Origin of the sequence: Pantoea sp. NGS-ED-1003, assembly GCF_000738765.1 — a bacterium.
Taxonomy (GTDB): domain Bacteria; phylum Pseudomonadota; class Gammaproteobacteria; order Enterobacterales; family Enterobacteriaceae; genus Pantoea; species Pantoea septica.
In genome coordinates this window covers 172,264-196,714 of the sequence record NZ_JPQA01000009.1, presented here as the reverse complement: position 1 = coordinate 196,714, position 24,451 = coordinate 172,264, and the positions used below count along the sequence as shown (strand labels likewise).

The 24,451-nt window shown below is 59.9% G+C and carries 23 protein-coding genes; 18 read left to right on the top strand and 5 right to left on the bottom strand.

What is annotated here, in order from left to right; translation table 11 throughout:
• Positions 1–73 precede the first annotated feature (73 nt).
• Positions 74–457, top strand: coding sequence for an autonomous glycyl radical cofactor GrcA (gene grcA, locus JS46_RS18225; protein ID WP_033754038.1), 384 nt, complete (start codon positions 74–76; stop codon positions 455–457).
• Positions 458–674: 217 nt separating this feature from the next.
• Here the strand turns inward: grcA and srmB are convergent, their stop codons facing one another.
• A complete protein-coding gene (gene srmB, locus JS46_RS18220; protein WP_033754035.1) occupies positions 675–2,003 on the bottom strand; it encodes an ATP-dependent RNA helicase SrmB in 1,329 nt (442 codons plus the stop codon).
• Positions 2,004–2,158: 155 nt separating this feature from the next.
• Here srmB and JS46_RS18215 point away from each other — a divergent pair, with 155 nt between their 5' ends.
• Positions 2,159–2,908, top strand: coding sequence for a tRNA1(Val) (adenine(37)-N6)-methyltransferase (locus JS46_RS18215; RefSeq protein ID WP_033754032.1), 750 nt, complete (start codon positions 2,159–2,161; stop codon positions 2,906–2,908).
• On the opposite strand, the gene nadB is transcribed toward JS46_RS18215, so the two are convergent.
• Complete coding sequence (gene nadB, locus JS46_RS18210; protein WP_033754163.1) at positions 2,893–4,551, bottom strand: L-aspartate oxidase; 1,659 nt, start codon at positions 4,549–4,551, stop codon at positions 2,893–2,895. The two genes, JS46_RS18215 and nadB, sit on opposite strands and share 16 nt — an antisense overlap.
• A gap of 394 nt (positions 4,552–4,945) precedes the next feature.
• Here nadB and rpoE point away from each other — a divergent pair, with 394 nt between their 5' ends.
• The 11 genes from rpoE (at position 4,946) to acpS (ending at position 14,299) form a co-directional block, all read left to right on the top strand.
• On the top strand, positions 4,946–5,524 hold the full coding sequence (gene rpoE / locus JS46_RS18205; protein WP_010617748.1) for an RNA polymerase sigma factor RpoE: 579 nt from the start codon (positions 4,946–4,948) through the stop codon (positions 5,522–5,524).
• A gap of 27 nt (positions 5,525–5,551) precedes the next feature.
• Entirely contained in the window at positions 5,552–6,205 is a 654-nt protein-coding gene (gene rseA / locus JS46_RS18200; protein WP_033754027.1) for an anti-sigma-E factor RseA, read from the top strand.
• Positions 6,205–7,161 carry a sigma-E factor regulatory protein RseB gene (gene rseB, locus JS46_RS18195; protein WP_033754023.1) on the top strand — a complete coding sequence of 319 codons (957 nt, stop codon included), beginning with the start codon at positions 6,205–6,207 and terminating at the stop codon, positions 7,159–7,161. Before rseA ends, rseB begins: the two co-directional genes overlap by 1 nt.
• Positions 7,158–7,622: a SoxR-reducing system protein RseC gene (gene rseC / locus JS46_RS18190; RefSeq protein WP_033754020.1), complete on the top strand. Its 465-nt coding sequence runs from the start codon at positions 7,158–7,160 to the stop codon at positions 7,620–7,622. The genes rseB and rseC overlap by 4 nt, the downstream gene beginning before the upstream one ends.
• Before the next feature lie 217 nt (positions 7,623–7,839).
• Entirely contained in the window at positions 7,840–9,639 is a 1,800-nt protein-coding gene (gene lepA / locus JS46_RS18185) for a translation elongation factor 4 (protein ID WP_033754017.1), read from the top strand.
• A gap of 9 nt (positions 9,640–9,648) precedes the next feature.
• Complete coding sequence (gene lepB, locus JS46_RS18180; RefSeq protein ID WP_033754015.1) at positions 9,649–10,623, top strand: signal peptidase I; 975 nt, start codon at positions 9,649–9,651, stop codon at positions 10,621–10,623.
• Positions 10,624–10,756: 133 nt separating this feature from the next.
• Complete coding sequence (gene rnc / locus JS46_RS18175; RefSeq protein WP_033754012.1) at positions 10,757–11,437, top strand: ribonuclease III; 681 nt, start codon at positions 10,757–10,759, stop codon at positions 11,435–11,437.
• A 45-nt stretch (positions 11,438–11,482) separates the two neighbouring features.
• Positions 11,483–12,388 (top strand): GTPase Era, encoded by a 906-nt coding sequence (gene era / locus JS46_RS18170; RefSeq protein WP_033754009.1) that lies wholly within the window; start codon positions 11,483–11,485, stop codon positions 12,386–12,388.
• A gap of 4 nt (positions 12,389–12,392) precedes the next feature.
• Positions 12,393–13,121: a DNA repair protein RecO gene (recO, locus tag JS46_RS18165; RefSeq protein WP_033754006.1), complete on the top strand. Its 729-nt coding sequence runs from the start codon at positions 12,393–12,395 to the stop codon at positions 13,119–13,121.
• A 66-nt stretch (positions 13,122–13,187) separates the two neighbouring features.
• Positions 13,188–13,919 (top strand): pyridoxine 5'-phosphate synthase, encoded by a 732-nt coding sequence (pdxJ, locus tag JS46_RS18160; protein WP_033754003.1) that lies wholly within the window; start codon positions 13,188–13,190, stop codon positions 13,917–13,919.
• On the top strand, positions 13,919–14,299 hold the full coding sequence (acpS, locus tag JS46_RS18155; RefSeq protein WP_033754000.1) for a holo-ACP synthase: 381 nt from the start codon (positions 13,919–13,921) through the stop codon (positions 14,297–14,299). The genes pdxJ and acpS overlap by 1 nt, the downstream gene beginning before the upstream one ends.
• On the opposite strand, the gene JS46_RS18150 is transcribed toward acpS, so the two are convergent.
• Positions 14,296–14,544 (bottom strand): YfhL family 4Fe-4S dicluster ferredoxin, encoded by a 249-nt coding sequence (locus tag JS46_RS18150; RefSeq protein ID WP_033753997.1) that lies wholly within the window; start codon positions 14,542–14,544, stop codon positions 14,296–14,298. The genes acpS and JS46_RS18150 overlap by 4 nt on opposite strands.
• Positions 14,545–14,594: 50 nt before the next feature.
• Positions 14,595–15,434 (bottom strand): MurR/RpiR family transcriptional regulator, encoded by an 840-nt coding sequence (locus JS46_RS18145; RefSeq protein WP_033753994.1) that lies wholly within the window; start codon positions 15,432–15,434, stop codon positions 14,595–14,597.
• A gap of 170 nt (positions 15,435–15,604) precedes the next feature.
• Here JS46_RS18145 and yfhb point away from each other — a divergent pair, with 170 nt between their 5' ends.
• On the top strand, positions 15,605–16,243 hold the full coding sequence (yfhb, locus tag JS46_RS18140; RefSeq protein ID WP_033753991.1) for a phosphatidylglycerophosphatase C: 639 nt from the start codon (positions 15,605–15,607) through the stop codon (positions 16,241–16,243).
• A gap of 71 nt (positions 16,244–16,314) precedes the next feature.
• Complete coding sequence (tadA, locus tag JS46_RS18135; RefSeq protein WP_072010459.1) at positions 16,315–16,812, top strand: tRNA adenosine(34) deaminase TadA; 498 nt, start codon at positions 16,315–16,317, stop codon at positions 16,810–16,812.
• A gap of 31 nt (positions 16,813–16,843) precedes the next feature.
• On the opposite strand, the gene mltF is transcribed toward tadA, so the two are convergent.
• Positions 16,844–18,301: a membrane-bound lytic murein transglycosylase MltF gene (mltF, locus tag JS46_RS18130; protein WP_033753984.1), complete on the bottom strand. Its 1,458-nt coding sequence runs from the start codon at positions 18,299–18,301 to the stop codon at positions 16,844–16,846.
• Positions 18,302–18,566: 265 nt separating this feature from the next.
• Between mltF and purL the strand changes: the two genes are divergently transcribed.
• From purL to JS46_RS18115, 3 genes are all read left to right on the top strand, one after another.
• Entirely contained in the window at positions 18,567–22,457 is a 3,891-nt protein-coding gene (purL, locus tag JS46_RS18125; protein WP_033753981.1) for a phosphoribosylformylglycinamidine synthase, read from the top strand.
• A 35-nt stretch (positions 22,458–22,492) separates the two neighbouring features.
• Complete coding sequence (locus JS46_RS18120) at positions 22,493–22,672, top strand: hypothetical protein (RefSeq protein ID WP_033753979.1); 180 nt, start codon at positions 22,493–22,495, stop codon at positions 22,670–22,672.
• 348 nt (positions 22,673–23,020) lie between these two features.
• Complete coding sequence (locus JS46_RS18115) at positions 23,021–24,448, top strand: HAMP domain-containing sensor histidine kinase (RefSeq protein ID WP_033753977.1); 1,428 nt, start codon at positions 23,021–23,023, stop codon at positions 24,446–24,448.
• The last annotated feature ends 3 nt before the right edge of the window (positions 24,449–24,451 follow it).

The window sequence follows — 24,451 nt, the reverse complement described above, 5'->3', positions numbered from 1 at the left end:
TGTTATATCAAGGCGATAATTTGATTTACTCACCGCGCTGAGCAGGATAGCGCCATGTTCTGGAGAACTGATTATGATCACTGGCATTCAAATTACTCAAACCAATAATCCCGATTTAATGCACTCTTTCTGGCTGATCGACGACGAAAAAGCGGAAGCACGCTGCCTGTGCGCGAAAGGGGGTTACGAAGAAGATCAGGTTGTCGCCGTGAGCGAACTGGGTGAATTCGCATATCGCGAAGTGCCGATGGAAATGAAACCGCAGGTACGCATCGAAGGCGGCCAGCACCTGAACGTTAACGTGCTGCGCCGTGAAACGCTGGAAGATGCGGTTAAACATCCGGAGAAGTATCCACAGCTGACGATTCGCGTTTCAGGCTACGCGGTGCGCTTCAACGCCCTGACGCCGGAACAGCAGCGTGACGTCATTACCCGTACTTTTACCGAAAGCCTGTAATCTGGCAACTTTGGGCGCGTGTAGAAAAAGCGCCCACCATATTGTTAATGGCAGGTTATTGAAAATAGTTAATATTTAACTTTTTCAGCGCTGGCGGCGTGATAATAATCCGGAGCTTTGGCTATTAGCCTTTGTCCGAAGGGAATAATCGTTGTTTTGCGCGCTTAACTAAAAAAAATCGCCTCATTCGAGGCGATTTTTTTATAACGATGCTGATTTATTCCGCATCGCCGCTGGCTGGCGCGGCAGCGCTTGGTTTGCGGCGCTTGCCCACGTTTTTGGCGTCGCGATGACGTTTCTTCACGCGCGGTTTTTCCGCTTCGCTCTCTTTTTTCTCTTTGCGTTTCGCCAGCGCCTTTTTCGACGTTTTTCCGGTGGTTTTGGCGCTTGGCGCGCGCGTTACCGGACGCAGCTCGTCGATCACGCGCGGTTTCAGCGGCTCATTCAAATAGCGGCTGATTTTGCCCAGCAGCAGATGATCGTGCGCTTCCACCAGCGATAGCGCGGTGCCTTTACGTCCGGCGCGCGCGGTACGGCCGATACGGTGCAGATAGGTATCGGCGGTGCGCGGCATATCGTAGTTGATGACGTGGCTGACATCTTCGATATCGATGCCGCGCGCGGCGACATCGGTCGCCACCAGCACGTTGACGCGACCGTCGGTAATGCGTTTGATCGCCTCGGTGCGTTTAGCCTGCACCATTTCCCCTTCCAGATAGCAGCAGCGGATCCCCGCATCGTGCAGCCACTGCACCAGCTCATGCAGACGCTCGCGCTTGCGCACGAAGACGATAGAGCGCGTGGCGTCAGGCTGCTTCAGCAGGTGGATCAGCAGTTTGGTTTTATGCTCCAGATCGTCGGCGCGGTAGTACCACTGCTGGATCTTTTTACGCTCGCGACGGCTGGGATCGGCTTCGACTTCAACCGGATCGTTCAGCAGACGCTCGGCAAAATCTTTAATCGCATCGCCTTCCAGCGTCGCGGAGAAGAGCATGGTCTGCTTACGCCAGCGGGTTTCGCCCGCAATGGTTTCGATATCCTGCGCGAAGCCCAGATCCAGCATGCGGTCCGCCTCGTCGAGGATTAGCGTCTCGACGGCGCGGCAGTCGAAGTTCTCTTCTTTAATATACTGAAGCAGACGTCCGGTGGTCGCCACGACCACATCCTGGTTCTCGCTGAACACTTCCGCGTGGTTCATATACGCCACGCCGCCGGTAATGGTCGCGATATCGAGATGGGTATGTTTCGCCAGCTCGCGCGCGTGATCGGCGACCTGCATCGCCAGTTCCCGCGTAGGGGTCAGGATCAGGATGCGCGGCGGCCCCGATTTCTTGCGCGGAAAATCGAGCAGGTGCTGCAGTACCGGCAACAGGTACGCGGCGGTTTTCCCGGTGCCGGTAGGCGCCGAACCCAGAACGTCGCGGCCCTCCAGCGCGGGCGGGATCGCCTCGGCCTGAATGGCGGTGGGGCGCGTAAAGCCTTTATCCTGCAGGGCTTCCAGCAGGCTTTCGTCGAGTTCGAGTTCGGAGAATGTGGTTACTGTCATGGTCTACCTCAGTTTGGGGCGCTGATTATAGACAGATCGCACGCAATCTTCATCTGTTAATCCGCGCCGGCCAGCCCATTACGTGTATTCCTCACGCCGTCACGTTACACTGAAGCGCTGCCGCACGGCAGGAAAAAAGGTAATGGTTGCAGAGTATGACGCAGGAAAAGCCGCATGTGCGGCCGGTGTTAAAAAGAAACGGTTTCACCTTCAAACAATTTTTCGTGGCGCACGACCGCTGCGCCATGAAAGTCGGCACCGACGCCATTCTGCTGGGCGCCTGGGCGCCGGTCGCTAACGCGCGCCGGGTGCTCGATATCGGCAGCGGCAGCGGGCTTATCGCCCTGATGCTGGCGCAGCGTACCTCTGATACGGTGCTTATCGACGCGGTTGAGCTGGATGTTGCCGCCGCGCAGCAGGCGCAGGAGAATGCGGCGCAGTCGCCGTGGGCGGCGCGCATTCGCGTCCATCAGCAGGATATCGCCGCTTTCGCCGACAGCTGCGGCCAGCGCTATTCGCTGATCGTCAGCAATCCGCCCTATTATCCGCCCGATGTCGCCTGCGCCACGCCGGCGCGCGACGCGGCTCGCTCGACGGCGACGCTGGATCACGCCAGCCTGCTGCGTTACGCGGCACGTTTGATCGACGAAGAGGGCTTCTTCTGCGTCGTGCTGCCGGAAACGGTAGGGCAAACCATGATGACGCTGGCGCAAGAATCGGGCTGGCATCTGCGTTTTCGTATCGACGTGGCGGAATATGCGCATCGTCCGCCGCATCGCGTGCTGCTCGGTTTTTCTCCTAGCGCGGGCGAAACGCTGCTGGAGCGCATGGCGATCCGCAATCAGGATACGCACTATTCGGAAGCCTGGTGCAGCCTGACCCGCGACTTTTACCTCTTTATGTAACAGGGCGTCAGGATCGTCGGCTTCGCATCGGGCAGCATATCGGGATAGTCGCGGGTAAAATGGAGCCCGCGGCTCTCTTTGCGCGCTAGCGCGCAGCGCACCATAAGTTCGGCCACCTGCGTCAGGTTGCGCAGCTCCAGCAGATCGCTGGAGAGACGAAAATGCGCGTAGTACTCGTCGATCTCCTGCTGCAGCAGGTTAATGCGACGCAGCGCGCGCTCCAGCCTGCGCGTGGTGCGTACAATCCCCATGTAATCCCACATAAATAGCCGCAGCTCGTGCCAGTTATGCTGGATCACCACGCGCTCGTCCGCATCGTCTACGCGGCTTTCATCCCAGGCCGGCAGGCTGTCGGGCGCGGCTTTTTGCGGCAGCGTCTGAATCAAATCCTCGGCAGCCGACCAGCCGTAGACCAGACACTCCAGCAGGGAGTTAGAGGCCATGCGGTTTGCGCCGTGCAGCCCGGTATAGCTCACTTCGCCGATAGCGTAGATCCCGTCGACGTCCGTGCGGCCGCGCGCGTCTACCATCACGCCGCCGCAGGTGTAGTGCGCGGCGGGCACGATGGGAATACGATCCCGCGTCAGGTCGAAGCCGAAGGTCAGCAATTTTTCATAAATCGTCGGAAAATGGGCGCGGATGAATTCCGGCGGCTGGTGGCTGATGTCCAGATAGACGCAGTCGACGCCGAGCCGCTTCATTTCGTGATCGATGGCGCGCGCCACGATATCGCGCGGCGCCAGTTCGGCGCGCGCGTCGAAGTCGGGCATAAAACGGCTGCCGTCAGGCCGCAGCAGCCAGGCGCCTTCGCCGCGCAGCGCTTCGGTCAGCAGAAAGCTGCGCGCGTCAGGATGAAACAGCGAGGTTGGATGGAACTGGTTGAATTCCAGATTGGCGACGCGACAGCCGGCGCGCCACGCCATGGCGATGCCGTCGCCGGACGCGACGTCGGGATTAGTGGTGTACTGATAAACTTTCGCCGCGCCGCCGGTCGCCAGCACCACCGCGCGAGCGCTGCAGGTTTCTACCCGCTCGCGGTTGCGGTTCCAGATCCAGGCGCCGACGGCGCGGCGCGGACCGGGCAGGCCCAGTTTGTCCGACAGGATCAGATCGACCGCGTTGCTGCGCTCGAGAATATGAATGCGGGGATGACTCAGCGCCTGGCTCACCAGCGTAGTTTCGACGGCGCGCCCGGTGGCATCGGCGCTGTGAAGGATGCGCCGATGACTGTGGCCGCCTTCGCGCGTCAGATGATAAGGCATATCGCCCGCTGCCTGCGGATCGCGATCGAAGGCGACGCCGTTGTCAATCAGCCACTGCACGCAGTGACGCGCGTTGCTGGCGACGAACGAGACCGCCTCGCGCTCGCACAGGCCGGCGCCGGCGATCAGCGTATCTTCCACATGCGACTCGATGCTGTCGCTCTCATCAAACACTGCGGCGATGCCGCCCTGGGCATAAAAGGTCGAGCCTTCGCTGACCTGCGCTTTGCTCAGTACCAGCACCTCGTAATGCGCCGCCAGCCGCAGCGCCAGCGATAAACCCGCCGCGCCGCTGCCGATAATCAAAACATCGCACTGATAATCTGGAGAGAATGAGTGTGCCATGGTGTTTAATTTACTAAACAAGGGTGGCTTGAGCATAGGCGTTTCGCGCAGGGTTGTGAAGTATTTTAAACGCACAGCCTGCCCTGTCAGATCAGTTAACCGGCAGATAAGCGTAAAAACAACAGATTACATAAAAGTGCATCGGAGGCGCGTTTTTTATATAAAACCTGGCGCATAGACAGGATTTAAAGATGAAAAAGCCTCTGTCATAAGGTACTCTGCCTGCGATTCTGCGTTGATAGCCGCAGTCTGGATTACACTGTCTTGAGAATGAAAAACAAATGACAGCGCCTCCGGAAGAGTCATCATCAGCGCGTTAAGTGAACTTTTTGCCGCACCACCACTCTAAGCGCATGCTTGCTCAGAACCATGAAGATGTGCTGGCAGTTCCTTTACGCATTTAAAAGTATTTGGGGAGACATTACCTCGGATGAGCGAGCAGTTAACGGATCAGGTACTCGTAGAGCGGGTGCAGAAGGGAGATCAGAAATCATTTAACCTCCTGGTTATTCGCTACCAGCATAAAGTGGCGAGCCTGGTTTCCCGCTACGTCCCGTCGGGAGACGTGCCTGATGTCGTGCAGGAGTCCTTTATCAAAGCGTATCGCGCGCTGGAATCCTTTCGCGGCGACAGCGCGTTCTACACCTGGCTTTATCGTATCGCGGTCAATACCGCAAAAAATTATCTGGTTGCTCAGGGGCGTCGCCCGCCATCCAGCGATGTGGATGCGATCGATGCGGAAAATTTCGAAAGTGCTGGCGCGTTAAAAGAAATTTCGAACCCTGAGAACTTAATGTTGTCAGATGAACTGAAACAAATCGTCTTTCGCACCATTGAGGCACTCCCTGAAGATTTGCGTATGGCAATCACGCTCAGGGAGCTGGACGGACTGAGCTACGAAGAGATCGCCGCCATCATGGATTGCCCGGTCGGTACGGTGCGTTCACGTATCTTCCGTGCGCGAGAGGCCATTGATAATAAAGTTCAACCGCTTATCCAACGTCAGTGATAACGGCTACTGGAAGGGTACTTAGGCATGCAGAAAGAACAACTTTCCGCTTTGATGGATGGCGAGGCGCTCGATAACGCGCTGCTGTCAGCACTATCTCAGGATGCAGAGCTGCAACAGCGCTGGACTAGCTATCATCTTATCCGCGACACCATGCGCGGTGATGTAGGCGATGTGCTGCACTTCGATATCTCCGCGCGCGTTGCGGCGGCCCTTGAACAAGAGCCGGCTCGTAAGTTGACGCCGCTGATCGTCGAATCTCAGCCTGAACCGGCCAGCGTTGCGACGATGCCTTTCTGGCGCAAAATGCGTCCCTGGGCGGCGCAGCTGACTCAGGTTGGCGTAGCGGCGTGCGTATCGCTGGCGGTTATCGTGGGCGTACAGCACTACAACCAGCCGAGCGGCATCACTGCAGAACCGTCTGATTCGCCGGTGTTCAACACGCTGCCGATGATGGGCAAGGCTTCGCCGGTCAGCCTGGGCGTGCCGTCTGACGCCTTCGACACCAGCGGCTCCAGCCAGCAGGTTCAGGAGCAGCGCCGTCGCGTTAACGCGATGCTGCAGGACTACGAACTGCAGCGCCGTCTGCATTCCGATCGTCTGCAGTTCGAAACCAACGCGCCGCAGCAGGCGCAGGCGAACGTTCCCGGCAACCAGTCCTTAGGTACGCAACAGCAGTAATGAAGCAGCTTTGGTGCGCCGTTAGCCTGCTGGCAGGCAGCCTGCTTTGGTCATCTACCGCCCCGGCGCAGACATCTGCGTCCGGGGCGTTGTTACAGCAGATGGAGCAGGCAAGCCAGAATCTCAACTACGAATTTGCTTATATCAACGTCTCGCGCATCGGCATCGAGTCGCTGCGTTATCGTCACGCGGTGATCGATAATCGCGTCTATGCGCAGCTGCTGCAGATGGACGGCCCGCGCCGCGAGGTCATTCAGCGCGGCGGCGATATCAGCTATTTCGAACCCGGCCTCGATCCTTTCTCTCTGCCCGGTCAAAACATTATCGACGCCTTGCCGTCGCCTATCTTCGCTGATTTCACTCAGCTCGCCAGCGCGTGGGATTTTATCCCGGTAGGGCGTTCGCGCATTGCCGATCAGCTGTGCGAGGTGATCCGTATCGTCTCGCGCGACGGCACGCGCTACAGCTATGTGGTGTGGCTCGATGTGGACACCAAACTGCCGCTGCGCATCGATCTGCTGGATCGCGACGGCGAAACGCTGGAGCAGTTCCGCGTGATTAGCTTCGCGGTCGACGAAGGCGTGCGCAATCTTATGCAGGGGCTGCAAAAGGCCAATCTGCCGCCGTCGCTCTCGGTGCCGGAAGGCGAGAAGGTCAAGCTCAGCTGGCAGCCAGCCTGGGTGCCGGCGGGCATGAAGCTGGTGTCGCAGAGCCGACGCGATATTCCGGCGATGAATAAAACCGTTGAATCGCGTCTGTACAGCGACGGCCTGTTCAGCTTCGCCATCAATATTACTCCGGCCGACAAAAGCAGCGTCACGCAGACATTGCGCACAGGACGTCGCACGGTGCAGACCGAAGTGCGCAATAATAGCGAAATCACCGTGGTGGGCGAACTGCCGCCTGCCACGGCAAAACGCATAGCGGACAGTATTGATTTGGGGTCGCAACGATGATGAGAGAGTGGGCCACGGTGGTGGCATGGCGTGACGGCATCGCCACGCTGCATACGGAGGCGAAAACCTCCTGCAACAGCTGCTCGGCGCGTAAAGGCTGCGGCAGCCACATGCTGAACAAACTGGGACCGAAAGACGCTCACGTGATGGAAATCGCCAGCGCGACGCCGCTTCATCCCGGTCAGCGCATCGAACTCGGCATCAAAGAGAGCAGCCTGCTCGGTTCGGCGCTGCTGGTCTATATGACGCCGCTGTTTGGGCTGTTTCTGCTGGCGGGCCTGTTCCAGGCGCTGTTTCACAGCGATCTGGCGGCGGCCTGCGGCGCGCTGCTTGGCGGCATCGGCGGCTTTATCGTCGCCAAAGGCGTGTCGCTGAAAGTCGGCGATCGCGCCGCTTTTCAGCCCGTCATTCTGAGCGTGGCGCTTCCGCCTGACGCCCTGCGGGTGGAAAGCGAAGCCTAATCCTCTGCAGGCCGCGTATATCGCGGCCTTTTAGCGCCTGTTTCTCGCCAAAAAGTGTTGTGATTCCGCAACGTTCCATTCTTTTATGCGCGGCCTTAACAGTGTAATATGCGTCGTCATTAATGAGGCTGACAGGATTGTAGGTAAAGAGCGATCTTCCTGAATGTGTCTGTGCTCAGGTTCTCAACTGTTTTTCTACGTGAAGATATTCATATAAATGAAGCACATAAGAAACTTCTCCATCATCGCGCACATTGACCATGGTAAATCGACGCTCTCTGACCGCCTGATTCAAATCTGTGGCGGCCTGACCGATCGCGAGATGGCGGCGCAGGTTCTCGACTCGATGGACCTGGAGCGTGAGCGCGGCATTACTATCAAAGCGCAGAGCGTGACGCTCGATTATAAAGCGCTCGACGGCGAAACTTACCAGCTCAATTTCATCGATACCCCAGGGCACGTCGACTTCTCCTATGAAGTGTCGCGCTCGCTGGCGGCCTGCGAAGGCGCGCTGCTGGTGGTGGATGCAGGACAGGGCGTAGAAGCGCAGACCCTGGCGAACTGCTACACCGCGATTGAGATGGATCTGGAAGTTGTGCCGGTACTGAATAAAATCGATCTGCCTGCCGCCGATCCGGAACGCGCGGCGCAGGAGATTGAAGATATCGTCGGCATTGACGCCACCGATGCGGTGCGCTGTTCGGCGAAAACCGGCGTCGGCGTGCCGGAAGTGCTGGAGCGTCTGGTGCGCGATATTCCGCCGCCGGAAGGCGATCCGGAAGGCCCGCTGCAGGCGCTGATTATCGACTCCTGGTTCGATAACTACCTTGGCGTGGTCTCACTGATCCGCGTGAAAAACGGCACGCTGCGCAAAGGCGACAAAGTCAAAGTGATGAGCACCGGCCAGGTGTACAACGCCGATCGCCTCGGCATCTTCACGCCGAAGCAGGTTGACCGCACGCAGCTGAACTGCGGCGAAGTGGGCTGGCTGGTCTGCGCCATCAAAGATATCCTTGGCGCGCCGGTGGGCGATACCCTGACGCTGTCGCGCAATCCGGCGGATAAAGCGCTGCCAGGCTTCAAAAAAGTGAAGCCGCAGGTCTATGCTGGCCTGTTCCCGGTTAGCTCTGACGACTACGAAGCCTTCCGCGACGCGCTCGGCAAGCTGAGCCTGAACGACGCCTCGCTGTTTTATGAGCCGGAAAGTTCTACCGCGCTCGGCTTCGGCTTCCGCTGCGGCTTCCTGGGTCTGCTGCATATGGAGATCATTCAGGAGCGTCTGGAGCGCGAATACGATCTCGATCTGATCACCACCGCGCCGACCGTGGTGTACGAAGTGGAGACCACCAGCGGCGAAATCGTCTACGTCGACAGCCCCTCTAAGCTGCCGCCGCTGAACAATATCGAAGAGCTGCGCGAGCCGATCGCCGAGTGTCATATGCTGCTGCCGCAGGAGTATCTGGGCAACGTCATCACGCTCTGCATCGAGAAGCGCGGCGTGCAGACCAACATGGTCTACCACGGCAACCAGGTCGCGCTGACCTATGACATTCCGATGGCGGAAGTGGTGCTCGACTTCTTCGACCGTCTGAAGTCGACCTCGCGCGGTTACGCCTCGCTGGACTACAACTTTAAACGTTTCCAGGCTTCCGACATGGTGCGCGTGGACGTGCTGATCAACGCCGAGCGCGTCGATGCGCTGGCGCTGATTACCCACCGCGACAATTCGCAGTATCGCGGCCGCGAGCTGGTTGAGAAGATGAAAGAGCTCATCCCGCGTCAGCAGTTCGACATTGCGATTCAGGCGGCGATCGGCACCCACATCATTGCTCGCTCAACCGTGAAGCAGCTGCGTAAAAACGTGCTGGCCAAATGCTACGGCGGCGACGTCAGCCGTAAGAAGAAACTGTTGCAGAAGCAGAAAGATGGCAAGAAGCGCATGAAGCAGGTCGGCAACGTTGAGCTGCCGCAGGAAGCCTTCCTCGCTATTCTGCATGTCGGCAAGGACAGCAAATAAGGATCCCCAATGGCTAATATGTTCGCCCTGGTTCTGGCGCTAGCAACGCTGATTACCGGCATTATCTGGTGTATCGATCGCGTTAAATGGGCGCCGGCGCGCCGGGCTAAACGAGCGGAAGCGCAGGCTGCGGCCGGTCATACCCTCGACGAGAAAACGCTGGCGAAAGTCAACGGGCAGCCTGGCTGGGTAGAGACCGCCGCGTCGGTCTTCCCGGTGCTGCTGGTGGTGTTCGTGGTGCGCTCGTTTATCTATGAGCCATTCCAGATCCCGTCCGGCTCCATGATGCCGACGCTGCTGATCGGCGATTTTATTCTGGTGGAGAAGTTTTCCTACGGCATCAAAGATCCCATCACCCAGACGACGCTGATCCCGACCGGTCATCCGCAGCGCGGCGATATCGCGGTATTTAAATACCCGAAAGATCCGAGCCTGGACTACATCAAGCGCGTGATCGGCCTGCCGGGCGACAAAGTGGTGTTCGATCCCTACAGCAAAACCCTGACCGTTAGCCCGAACTGCGCCGCCGGCCAGCGCTGCGCCAGCGCGCTGCCGATCACCTACACCAATATAGAGCCGAGCGACTTTATTCAGACCTTCAGCGGTTTTGACGGCAATGAAGCGGGCAACGGGTTCTATCAGGTGCCGCAGGGCGAAACCATGCGCGGCGGACTGCGTCTCGGTACCCGTAAAGAGACGCTGGGCAACGTCACGCACGATATTTTGCTGGTAAACGAAGCGCAGAGTCAGGCGAGCATGTATTATCAGCAGCCGGGCCAGCCGCAGGCGACCTGGATCGTGCCGCAGGGGCAATATTTCATGATGGGCGATAACCGCGACAACAGCGCCGACAGCCGCTACTGGGGCTTTGTCCCGGAACGCAATCTGGTCGGCAAAGCGGTCGCCATCTGGATGAGCTTCGATAAGCAGGAAGGTCAGTGGCCGACGGGCGTACGCCTGAGTCGTATCGGCGGCATTCACTGAGTCATCTGGCCCGGATAAACGGGCAAAACGGTTGGCCTCCTGCGGGGGGCCACTGCACACTAAACAGAATGCGTTGGAAAGCCAGCCCTGTTTCGTATGCAGAGTCACAGACGCACAAAAGAACTGGAATCGCATGAACCCCATCCTCATTAATAAGCTTCAGCGCAAACTGGGCTACACTTTTACTCATCCGGAACTCTTGCAACAGGCGCTAACGCACCGCAGCGCCAGCAGTAAGCACAACGAGCGTCTCGAATTTCTTGGCGATTCCATTCTCAGCTATGTGATCGCCAATGCGCTCTATCATCGCTTTCCTCGCGTCGACGAGGGCGATATGAGCCGCATGCGCGCGACGCTGGTGCGTGGCAACACGCTGGCGGAGATGGCGCGAGAGTTTGACCTCGGCGAATGTTTGCGCCTGGGGCCGGGCGAACTGAAAAGCGGCGGATTTCGCCGTGAATCCATCCTTGCGGATACGGTGGAGGCGCTGATCGGCGGCATCTTCCTCGACAGCAATATCCAGACGGTGGAAAAGCTGATCCTTGACTGGTATCAGTCGCGCCTCGAGCAGATTAGCCCGGGCGACAAGCAAAAAGATCCGAAAACCCGTCTGCAGGAGTATCTGCAGGGGCGTCATCTGCCGCTGCCGTCCTATCTGGTGGTGCAGGTGCGTGGCGAAGCCCACGATCAGGAATTCACCATTCACTGTCAGGTGAGTGGCATGGCTGAACCGGTGGTGGGCGTAGGCTCCAGCCGCCGTAAAGCAGAACAGGCTGCTGCCGAACAGGCGCTAATTAAGCTTGGTCTCGAATAGCAACATCCCGGCGCCTGAACAGGCGCTGAAAAAGTCAGGACTCGAATGAGCGAACAGAATACCTATTGCGGCTTTGTCGCGATTGTCGGCCGACCCAACGTCGGCAAATCCACCTTACTGAACCAGCTGCTGGGGCAGAAGGTGTCGATCACCTCGCGTAAGCCGCAAACCACGCGTCACCGCATTATGGGCATTCACACCGAAGACGAATACCAGGCCATCTACGTGGACACGCCCGGGCTGCACATGGAAGAGAAGCGCGCCATTAACCGCCTGATGAACCGCGCGGCCAGCAGCTCTATCGGCGACGTCGAGCTGGTGATCTTCGTGGTCGAAGGCACGCGCTGGACACCGGACGACGAGATGGTGCTTAACAAGCTGCGCGACAACAAAGTGCCGGTAGTGCTGGCCATCAACAAAGTGGACAACATTCAGGATAAAAGCATCCTGCTGCCGCATCTGCAGTTCCTCAGCCAGCAGATGAACTTCCTCGACATCGTGCCGATCTCCGCCGAAAGCGGAAAAAACGTCGATACGATTGCGGCGATCGTGCGCAAGCGTCTGCCGCAGGCGGACCACCACTTCCCGGAAGATTACATCACCGACCGCTCGCAGCGCTTTATGGCGTCAGAAATTATCCGCGAGAAGCTGATGCGCTTCCTCGGCGCCGAGCTGCCGTACTCCGTAACCGTGGAAATCGAGCAGTTCGTGGCGAACGATCGCGGCGGCTACGATATCAACGGCCTGATCCTTGTCGAGCGCGAAGGACAGAAGAAGATGGTGATCGGCAACAAAGGCGCCAAAATCAAAACCATCGGCATTGAAGCGCGTAAAGATATGGAAGAGATGTTCGAAGCCAAAGTGCATCTCGAACTCTGGGTCAAAGTGAAATCGGGCTGGGCCGACGACGAACGTGCGCTGCGCAGCCTGGGCTACGTAGACGACCTCTGATCCTATGGAAGGCTGGCAACGCGCCTTTGTGCTGCATAGTCGCCCTTACAGCGAAACCAGCCTGCTGCTCGATCTCTTCAGCGAAAGCCACGGGCGCGTCAGGGTGCTGGCGAAAGGCGCGCGTGCGCGCCGCTCGCAGCTGAAAGGCACGCTGCAGCCCTTCACGCCGCTGCTGGTGCGCTGGACCGGGCGCGGCGAGGTCAAAACCCTGACCAAAGCCGAAGCGGTATCGCTGGCGCTGCCGCTCAGCGGCATTACGCTCTACTGCGGCCTCTACGTTAACGAGCTGGTGTCGCGCGTGCTGGAGCAGGAATTTCCCTTCTCTGAACTCTTCTTCGACTATCTGAACTGTCTGCAAACGCTGGCGGCGGCCAACAGCTCGCCGGAACCGGCGCTGCGTCGTTTTGAGCTGGCGCTGCTCGGCCATCTCGGCTACGGCGTCGACTTTCTGCACTGCGCCGGCAGCGGCGAGCCGGTCGCCGACAACATGACCTACAGCTACCGCGAAGAGAAGGGCTTTATCGCCAGTCTGGTCGCTGGCCAGCGCAGCTTCACCGGCCGCCAGCTGCGCGCGCTGTGGGAACGCGATTTTCCCGATGCCGATACGCTGCGCGCCGCCAAGCGCTTTACCCGCATCGCGCTGAAACCCTACCTGGGCGGCAAGCCCTTAAAGAGCACCGAGCTGTTTCGCCAGTTCGTGCCGAAAAAGCGGCCCGATGCCGCCAGCCCGTAGCGCTGTGCCTGCGCCGCGCGCCGCGGTACACTCTGATTTTTCGACATAGTTAAGCTGAGGATTGTCATGGCTGAGTTGCTGTTAGGGGTCAACATCGATCATATCGCCACGGTACGTAACGCGCGCGGCACCCACTATCCCGATCCGGTTCAGGCGGCTTTCGTCGCCGAGCAGGCGGGCGCGGAAGGCATTACCGTGCATCTGCGCGAAGATCGCCGCCATATCACCGATCGCGACGTGCGTATTCTGCGCGACACCATCCAGACGCGCATGAACCTGGAGATGGCGGTTACCGACGAGATGGTGGGCATCGCCTGCGATATCCAGCCGCACTTCGTCTGTCTGGTGCCGGAGAAGCGTGAAGAGGTCACCACCGAAGGCGGCCTCGACGTGGCGGGGCAGCAGGAAAAAATCAACGCGGCGGTGAAGCAGCTGAGCGACGCGGGCATCCAGGTTTCGCTGTTTATCGACCCCGACCATCGCCAGATTGAGGCGGCGGTCGCCAGCGGCGCGCCCTATATCGAAATTCATACCGGCGCCTACGCCGAGGCGCCGGAAGGATTGCCGCGCGAGGCCGAGCTGGCGCGCATCCGTCACGCCGCCACCTTTGCCGCCAGCCTGGGCCTCAAGGTCAACGCCGGCCACGGTCTGACCTACCATAACGTCCAGCCGATTGCCGCGCTGCCGGAGATGCACGAGCTGAATATCGGCCACGCCATTATCGGCCGCGCGCTGTTCAGCGGCCTGGCCGACGCGGTAAAAGAGATGAAGCTGCTGATGCGGGAAGCGCGTCGTTAATGGCTATTCTCGGACTGGGCACCGACATCGTCGAAATCGAGCGTATCGCCGGCGTGATTGAGCGCTCCGGCGACCGTCTGGCGCGGCGCGTGCTGAGCGAAGCCGAGTGGCAGCAATATCAGCGTCATCAGCAGCCGGTGCGCTTTCTGGCTAAGCGCTTCGCCGTCAAGGAAGCGGCGGCCAAAGCCTTCGGCACCGGCATTCGCGGCGGTCTGGCGTTCAATCAGTTTGAAGTTTACAACGATGAGCTGGGCAAGCCCGGACTGCGCTTTTTCAACCACGCCAGCGAAGTGGCGGAAAAGCTGGGCGTCAGGCAGGTTCACGTCACGCTGGCGGATGAGCGTCACTACGCCTGCGCAACGGTGATTATCGAAAACTAGTGGTGCAGCACCACAAACTTCTCCCACAGCGCATCGCGCGATTCGATGTGCTGTGGATCGATAATAATGGTGTTATCGATAGGGCAGACGCTCTGGCAGGTCGGCGCATCGTAGTGCCCGACGCACTCTGTGCAGCGGCTGGCGTCGATCTCGTAGATCGCCGCGCCGAGCGTAATCGCCTGGTTAGGGCATTCGGGTTCGCACATATCGCAGTTAATGCATTTGGCGGTAATCAGCAGCGCCATGATTTCACCTGATCAGCTAAAAACGGCGCCATTATACTCGTGTTCGCCGCCTAGTTCAGCTTTTTCACCAGCGCTTCGCTGTGACGGATATGGCTGGCGGCGCGCTCTGGATCGTTCTGCACCAGCGCCATAAACAACAGGTCGGTGAGCGCCAGCTGCGCCGTGGTCGACGAGATGGCGGCGCTGCGCGTGCTCTGTTCTTCCGCTACGGTATAGAGACAGTGCGTCGCGGTCTGCTGCAGGCTGTTGGGCGTAAAGCCGGTAAACGCCAGCACGTACGCGCCGATTTGCGCGGCTTCCTGCGCCGCCAGATTGATCTCTTTACGCTCGCCGGTATAGGAGATTGCCAGCAGCACGTCGCCTGGACGCATCGCCTGCACGCTGGAGAGCAGCGCGTGCATATCCTGCTCCGCCACCGCATTAATGCCGATCTTCATCAGCTTCCAGGAAAAGTCCTTCGCCACCAGCCCTGACGCGCCGATGCCTACCAGCACGATGCGCTGGGCATTTTTCAGCAGGTGCAGCGTCGCGTTCAGCTTCTCTTCGCTGTTGATATCGAGCGTGGCGCGAATCGCGGAGAGCTTCTCGGTCAGCAGCTTCTCGCCCACGGTTTTCAGCGAGTCGTCGCTGAGAATATGGTTATGTACGGTAATGGCGTCGCGATCCGCCAGCGACTCGCTCAGCGCCAGCTTGAGCGCCGGAAAGCCCTTATAGCCCAGCTTTTGCGCGAATTTCACCACGCTCGACTGGCTAACGCCCGACTCTTCAGCCAGCTTCTGCGAGCTGAGATGGCGCGCCCGATCCGGCTGTGACAACAGAAAGTCCGCCAGCCGACGCTCGTTTAGCGCCAGACGCGGATAGAGCTGACGAATGCGCAGCAATGAGCTCATGCCTGGTCCTCGTTTAAGTAGCCTGCCGTAAGATGCCTCTCTCTGCTGAAGAATAAACTATTCATCTGGCATTGTAGCCACTGGAATTAAAAATAGCCCTTTTCGCCGCTGCCGCGGTTGATGGCTACAATAAGGAACCATAGGGCGAACAAATCAGAAAGGAGCGTTTTTTGACCAAGGGTACACAACGTCGCGTAGTGTTTTTCGATCTGGACGGCACATTGCATCAGCAGGATATGTTCGGCACCTTCATGCGCTATTTGCTCTGGCGTCAGCCGCTCAATTTGCTGCTGGTGGTACCGCTGTTGCCGGTGGTCGGGCTGGGGCTGCTGATTAAAGGGCGCGCGGCGCGCTGGCCGATGAGCCTGCTGCTCTGGTCGATTACCTTTGGCCGCTCGGAGCGCACGCTGCTGCGGCGCGAAGCGGCCTTTGCGCAGTGGTTTCGCCAGCGGGTGACCGCGTTTCCGGTGGTGCAGCAGCGCCTGACCGACTATCTGGGTAGCGATGATGCCGACGTCTGGCTGATAACCGGTTCGCCGCAGCCGCTGGTAGAGCAGGTCTACTTCGACTCGGCGTTCCTGCCGCGCGTCAAACTGATCGCCAGCCAGATGCGGCGCGGCTTCGGCGGTCGCGTACTGGCGATGCGCTGCCTCGGCCATGAAAAGGTGGTCCAGCTCGAAGAGCAGATCGGCACGCCGCTGCAGCTCTATAGCGGCTACAGCGACAGTAAGCAGGATAACCCGCTGCTCTTTTTCTGCCAGCACCGCTGGCGCGTCACGCCGCGCGGCGAACTTCAGCAGCTGGAGTAGGGTTGCATCTTCGATTCTGCGCGCGGGATCGCTATAATGCGCCGCTTTGCTGCTGCCGGGAGTGAGCCTGCGTGAATCAATCTCAAGACGAATACTGGATGCGCCATGCGCTGCGGCTGGCGCGCATCGCCTGGGAACAGGGCGAAGTGCCGGTCGGCGCGGTGCTGGTGCAGGGCGATCGCATTATCGGCGAAGGGTGGAACCGGCCCATCGGCCAGCACGACCCGACCGCGCACGCCGAAATGATGGCGCTGCGTCAGGGCGGCAAGGTGCTGGAGAATTATCGCCTGCTGGATACCACGCTCTACGTGACGCTGGAGCCCTGCGTGATGTGCGCCGGCGCGATGGTGCACAGCCGCATCGCACGGCTGGTCTACGGCGCCAGCGATGAGAAAACCGGCGCGGCGGGTTCGCTTATGGACGTGCTCGGCCATCCCGGCATGAATCATCAGGTGGTGCTGCAGAGCGGCGTGCTGGCGGAGGAGTGCGCGGCGATGCTAAGCGACTTTTTCCGCATGCGGCGCGAGCAAAAAAAAGCGCTGCGTCAGGCGCAGCGCGGAACGGACTAACGCGGCGTCGACGCCGCGCTTCACACGTTACCTAGTTCATGGCGATTTCCGGCGCCACCGCCGGATAGCCGCTGCCCAGCTCCGCTTCTTGCGCCGCCTGCTGGGCCAGGCGCTTCTCCTGCTCCTGCAAATATCCCACCAGGCTCAGCTGATACTTACGGATGTTCTCGACGTAGTTATAGGCTTCGTGACCGCGCGCATAGCCGTAAGTGGTCTGCGCATAGTAGCGTTTCTGGCTCAGCATCGGCAGCCGCAGCTTGACGTCGGCCCAGCTGTCGGGGTTGCCGCCCTGTTTCGCCGTGAGCTTGCGCGCATCCAGCATATGGGCATAGCCCATGTTGTAGGCCGCCAGCGCGAACCAGATGCGCTCATCTTCGGGAATGGTGGCGGGCACCTTTTCCATCATGCGCTGTAGATAGAGGCTGCCGCCGCGAATGCTCTGCTCGGTGTCGGTTCGATCCTCGACGTTCAGGCTGTCGGCGGTGTTGCGCGTCAGCATCATCATGCCGCGCACGCCGGTCGGGGAGGTCGCCAGCGGATTCCAGTGCGACTCCTGATAGGAGATCGCCGCCAGCAGTCGCCAGTCGATGCTGGCCGCATACTTCTCAAACAGCGGTTTGATCTCCGGCAGCGTCACGTCGATGGCGCGCAGGAAGGTGCGGGTATCGACATAGTCGAAGGTGCCGACGTGGCCGAGATACTTCTCCTCCAGGCGCGCCATCACGCCTTCTTCACCCATCGAGTTAAAGAAGTCGAGCATCGCGGCGTTCAGGCTGCTGTCGTCGCTGTGCGGCACATACCAGGTGACCGGCTCTTCATCCGTGACGTCGAACGCCACCGCCAGCTGCGGATGGATGCGCTGCAGCAGGGCGATGGTGACGGAATCGCCAATGGTGTAGTCAAGCTTGCCGTCGGCAACTGCCTCCAGCAGCGCTTTCGGCGCCTGATCGGTGGAGATGACCCAGTTAAGATCGGGATACTGCTTATCGCGCGCCGTTTTCAGCGACGACAGATAGGCGGAGCCGGAAGCGACCCTGAGCTCGCCTTTGAGATCGCCGAGATTTTTCGGGCGCGGCTTATCGACGCGATAGACCAGCTGCTGGGACACGGAGTAGTAGCTCGGCCCGGTTTTATAGCGCGCCAGCCTTTCATCGTTGTAAATCAGCCCCGCCGCCAGCAGGTCCGCCTTGCCGTCGTCGAGATCGTCAAACAGATCGCTGAGGTTTGGGCGCACCGTGACCTTGAGCTTAACGCCCAGATAGTCGGCAAAGCGCTTCGCCAGCTCGTAATCCATGCCGGCCGGGGCTTTATTGATGGTGTAGTAAGTCAGCGGGGAGTTGATGGTACTGATACGCAGCACTCCCCGTGATTTTATCTGCGAAATCGCATCCTGTCCGTTGCCGTACCACGGGATCGATGGCCATAACGCCATCGCCAGCAGCAGGGTGACGAGACCGATCAGCAGATAGTTTAATTTTAGGCGTTTCAAATAGTTGTCTCTCGCTGGCTCTAAGGCCTCTGTCTTTTAAAGGCAGTATTGATCTTTTTTGAACTCCCAGAGCGAGGGGCATTTTGCGCAACTCGGCAGCGTAGAGCAACTTATAAAGCAGATTTTGCGCAAAATTCAGGCAATTCCGCAGGCAGAGAAATTATGCGCAAACGGTTTCGTCGAGCGGGGTGTTTCTCTATAATACCGCCCGTTTTCTGCTGTTGTGCCCCTTGAAGCGTCGCACGGCGCTCTGACGAGAGATTAAATGATGGAAATTCTGCGTGGTTCGCCCGCCCTGTCGGCATTTCGTGTAAACAAACTGCTGACCCGCTTTCAGGACGCTCACCTGCCGGTGAGTGACATTTACGCCGAGTACGTCCATTTTGCCGATGTCAGCGCACCGCTGAACGCTGATGAAAAAGCGCGCCTCCAGCGCCTGCTGAAATACGGTCCTTCTCTCGCCGAACATGCGCCGCAAGGCCGCCTGCTGCTGGTGACGCCGCGTCCCGGCACCATCTCGCCCTGGTCTTCCAAAGCGACTGATATCGCGCACAACTGCGATCTGCCGCAGGTGCGCCGCCTGGAGCGCGGTCTGGCCTTCTACGTGCAGGCGCCGCAGCTTACCGACGCGCAGTGGCAGACGCTTCAGGCGCTGCTACACGATCGCATGATGGAGACGGTTTTCAGCGATCTGTCGCAGGCGGAAGCGCTGTTCGCGCATCACGAGCCACAGCCGTTGAAAAGCGTCGACGTGCTGAATAACGGCCGTCAGGCGCTGGAAGAGGCGAACCGCACGCTGGGGCTGGCGCTGGCGGACGACGAAATCGACTATCTGCTGGCGGCTTTCCAGCGCCTCGGGCGCAACCCCAACGACATCGAACTCTATATGTTCGCGCAGGCCAACTCTGAGCATTGCCGTCATAAAATTTTCAACGCCGACTGGATTATTGACGGCGAAAAACAGCCGAAATCGCTGTTTAAAATGATTAAAAACACCTTCGAGACCACGCCGGACCACGTGCTGTCAGCCTACAAAGACAACGCGGCGGTAATGGAAGGCTCGGAAGTGGGACGCTTTTACGCCGACGCGCAAAAAGGCGAGTATGAGTACCATCAGGAGGCGGCGCATATCCTGATGAAGGTAGAAACCCATAACCATCCTACGGCGATCTCGCCGTGGCCCGGCGCCGCGACCGGCTCCGGCGGCGAGATCCGCGACGAAGGCGCGACCGGACGCGGCGCGAAGCCGAAAGCCGGCCTGGTCGGTTTCTCGGTGTCGAACCTGCGTATTCCCGGCTTTGAACAGCCCTGGGAAGAGGATTTCGGCAAGCCGGAGCGCATCGTCAGCGCGCTGGACATCATGACCGAAGGCCCGCTGGGCGGCGCGGCGTTCAATAACGAATTTGGGCGTCCGGCGCTGAACGGCTACTTCCGCACCTATGAAGAGCGGGTCAACAGCCATAACGGCGTCGAACTGCGCGGCTACCATAAGCCGATCATGCTGGCGGGCGGCATCGGCAACATCCGCGCCGATCACGTGCAGAAAGGCGAGATTACCCTGGGCGCGAAACTGATCGTGCTGGGCGGCCCGGCGATGAATATCGGTCTGGGCGGCGGCGCGGCCTCTTCCATGGCGTCAGGCCAGTCCGACGCCGATCTCGATTTCGCTTCCGTACAGCGCGACAACCCGGAAATGGAGCGCCGCTGTCAGGAGGTGATCGACCGCTGCTGGCAGATGGGCGAAGAGAACCCGATTCTGTTTATTCACGACGTGGGCGCGGGCGGCCTCTCCAACGCCATGCCGGAGCTGGTGAGCGACGGCGGCCGCGGCGGTCGTTTCAACCTGCGCGACATCCTGAACGATGAGCCGGGCATGAGCCCGCTGGAAGTGTGGTGCAACGAGTCGCAGGAGCGTTACGTGCTGGCGGTGGCGCCGGAGAAGCTGGCGCAGTTCGATGCGCTCTGCCAGCGCGAGCGAGCGCCTTACGCGGTGATCGGCGAAGCGACCGAAGAGCAACACCTGAGCCTGAGCGACAGCCACTTCGACAACACGCCTATCGATATGCCGCTAGACGTGCTGCTGGGCAAAACGCCGAAGATGACGCGCGACGTGGCCACGCAGCAGGCCAAAGGCGAGCCGCTGCTGCGCGACGGTATTACCCTTAGCGACGCGGTAAACCGCGTGCTGCACCTGCCGACCGTGGCGGAGAAAACCTTCCTCGTCACCATCGGCGACCGTACCGTCACCGGTATGGTGGCGCGCGACCAGATGGTCGGTCCGTGGCAGATTCCGGTGGCGAACTGCGCGGTCACCACCGCCAGCCTCGACAGCTATCACGGCGAGGCCTTCGCGCTGGGCGAGCGCGCGCCGGTTGCGCTGCTCGATTTCGCCGCCTCCGGCCGTCTGGCTGTGGGTGAAGCACTGACCAACCTGGCGGCGACGCAGATTGGCGATCTCAAGCGCGTGAAGCTCTCCGCTAACTGGATGGCGGCGGCAGGCCACCCTGGCGAAGATGCCGGCCTCTACGAAGCGGTCAAGGCGGTAGGCGAAGCGCTCTGTCCTGCGCTCGGCATCACAATTCCGGTCGGTAAAGACTCGATGTCGATGAAAACCCGCTGGCAGGAAGGCATCGAGCAGCGCGAAATGACTTCGCCGCTGTCGCTGGTGATCACCGCCTTCGCCCGCGTGGAAGATGTGCGCCGCACCGTCACGCCAGAGCTGCAGGCGGACGGCGAAAACCTGCTGCTGCTGATCGATCTCGGCAACGGCGCCAATACGCTGGGCGCCACCGCGCTCTCGCAGGTCTATCGTCAGCTGGGCGACAAGCCGGCCGACGTGCGCGATGCGCAGCAGCTGGCGGGCTTCTTTAACGCGATTCAGGCGCTGGTGGCGCAGCAGAAGCTGCTGGCCTACCACGATCGTTCAGACGGCGGCCTGCTGGTCACGCTGGCGGAAATGGCCTTTACCGGCCACTGCGGCGTCGAGGTCGATATCGCCGCACTGGGCAGAGACGCGCTGGCCGCGCTCTTTACCGAAGAGCTGGGCGCCGTGATTCAGATTAAGGCCGAAGATCGCGCGGCGGTGGAAAAGGTGCTGGCGGAGCAGGGACTGGCAGCGTGCAGTCATGTTATCGGCCGCGCGCAGCGCGGTGACCGCTTTGTGATTCGCTCCGGCGACAGCGCGGTCTACAGCGAAAGCCGCACCACGCTGCGTACCTGGTGGGGCGAAACCAGCTGGCAGATGCAGCGCCTGCGCGATAACCCGATCTGCGCCGATCAGGAGCATGAAGCGCGTAAAGACGACAACGATCCTGGCCTCAACGTTCATCTGACCTTTAATCCGGAAGAGGATGTCGCCGCGCCAATGATCGCCACCGGCGCGCGTCCGCGCGTTGCGGTGCTGCGCGAGCAGGGCGTCAACTCCCACGTCGAAATGGCGGCGGCGTTCCATCGCGCAGGCTTTACGGCGGTTGACGTCCATATGAGCGATCTGCTGGCGGGACGTCGTGGTCTGGACGAGTTCCAGGCGCTGGTGGCGTGCGGCGGTTTCTCCTACGGCGACGTGCTGGGCGCCGGCGAAGGCTGGGCGAAATCCATTCTGTTCAACAACCGCGTGCGCGATACGTTCGAGAACTTCTTCCATCGTCCTCAGACGCTGGCGCTGGGCGTCTGCAACGGCTGTCAGATGATGTCGAACCTGCGCGAGCTGATCCCGGGTAGCGAACTCTGGCCGCGCTTCGTGCGCAACCAGTCGGAGCGTTTCGAAGCGCGCTTCAGCCTGGTGGAAGTGGCCGCTAGCCCGTCGCTGCTGCTGGACGGCATGGCTGGCTCGCATATGCCGATTGCGGTCTCTCACGGCGAAGGTTTTGTGGAAGTACGCGACGGCGCGCATCTGGCGGCTCTGGAGTCCAAAGGACTGGTTGCGCTGCGCTTTGTCGATAACTACGGCAAGGTGACCGAAACCTACCCGGCTAACCCGAACGGCTCGCCTAACGGCATTACGGCGGTGACCAACGAAAGCGGCCGCGTGACCATCATGATGCCGCACCCGGAGCGCGTTTTCCGTACGGTGAGCAACTCCTGGCATCCGGCCGAGTGGGGCGAGGATAGCCCGTGGATGCGCATCTTCCGCAACGCGCGTAAACAGCTGGGCTAAATCCGCCCGGAGCGACAAGACAAAAGGAGACAGCGATGTCTCCTTTTTTATGTCTGTTGGCAAATGGCGACAGATGCCTCTCTCTGCTGTCTCTAAAAGGAGACATTTATCCTGATGATAAATCAACGATTAATATCCAGGGTATTGAAGTGTTGGGTTTTAGCGACAGAAGGGCGCGCGCGGCGGCGCTTCAGGCAACAGCCAGCGAGAAATAACCTGGCAACCCTCTGAAAAGAATGCTATTTCTTTTTTGGCACGAAGTTTGCTAATATCACTGCGTGGCTCATTCTCCTGTTTATGATTGCCCCGCTACGGCGGCAGAGCTCATAAAAACTGAATGACGCACCAAACGGAGCCTGCCGTCCACCAACCGATAATCGTTTGCTCTGCAACGTTATCAAGCATCGGGCGCAACGTTGAGTTAGGCTCCACCTTCTTTTCAGGCGATGCTGCGGCGTCGCTCTCACGGCAGGCCGAACGGCCTGCCGTTTTCATTTCCGCTCTATCTTCCACCGACGGACTTCGCTAGCATTCTCACAGCGTTTATTACAGGAAGCGACCGCGTGAGAAGATGGCGTTTATTTCCCCGATCGTTGCGCCAGCTGGTGCTGATGGCGTTTTTGCTGGTGCTGCTGCCGCTGCTGGTGCTGGCCTGGCAGGCCTGGGAAAGTTTATCGGCGTTGAGCGATCAGGCCGCCGACACCAACCGCAACACCTTCACCGACGTGCGCCGCAGCGAAGCGATGGCGCGCACCGCGCTGGAGCTGGAGCGCAGCTACCGACAATATTGCGTGCTGGGCGACGCCACCCTGGCGCGTCTCTATGAAACCCAGCGCGCGCGTTACAGCCAGATCCTCGACTCTCACGCCTCCAGCCTGCCCGCGCTGGCGGCGTTTCAGACGCTGCGCGCGACGCTGCCGCAGCTTGCCGAACTCAAGTGTGATAACGGCAACCCGGCCGCCGCCGCCTCGCAGGCGCTGGAGAGCTTTTCCGCCGTTAACGCGCAGCTGGTGCAGGAGACGCGCGAAGTGGTATTCGCGCGCGGGCTGCAGCTGCAGCGCGAAATTGCCGATCGCGGCCAGTTTTTCGGCTGGCAGGCGCTTATCCTGTTTATCGTCAGCCTGGCGCTGGTGCTGCTGTTCACCCGCATGATTATCGGGCCGGTAAAAAGTGTCGAACGCATGATTAACCGGCTCGGCGAAGGGCGCGAGCTGGGCGCGACCGTGGCGTTTCGCGGCCCGCGCGAGCTGCGCTCTTTAGGGCAGCGCATCGTCTGGCTCAGCGAGCGGCTGGCGTGGCTGGAGACGCAGCGCCATGAGTTCCTGCGCCATCTCTCCCACGAGCTGAAGACGCCGCTCGCCAGCCTGCGCGAGGGCACGGAGCTGCTGGCGGACGAGGTAGTGGGCGCGCTGAACGGCGACCAGAAAGAGGTCGTGGCGATCCTCGATGCCAGCAGCCGTCATCTGCATCGCCTGATTGAGCAGCTGCTCGACTACAACCGCAAGCTGGTGGAGGGGCCGACGACGCTAGAGACGGTGGATATCGGCGAGCTGGTAGATATGGTGGTCAGCGCCCATGCGCTGCCGGCGCGCGCTAAGCTGATGCATGTGCACTACGATCTCCAGGTGAAAAGCTGTCTGGCGGAGCCTGTGCTGCTGATGCGCGTTATCGACAACTTATACTCTAACGCCGTGAACTATGGCGGCGAATCCGGTAGCATCTGGCTGCGCAGCCAGCTGCACGGCGACAAGGTGTGGATTGAGGTCGCCAACAGCGGCACGCCGATTCCCGCTAAAGAACGGGAAATGATCTTCGAACCCTTTTTCCAGGGGAGTCTGCAGCGTAAAGGGCCGGTTAAAGGCAGCGGGCTGGGACTGAGCATCGCCAAAGACTGTCTGCGCCGCATGCAGGGGGATCTGCTGCTGATCGACAGCAAAGATGCCGACGTTTGTTTTCGTATTGTACTGAATCACACAGCCGGGAATCACTGACAG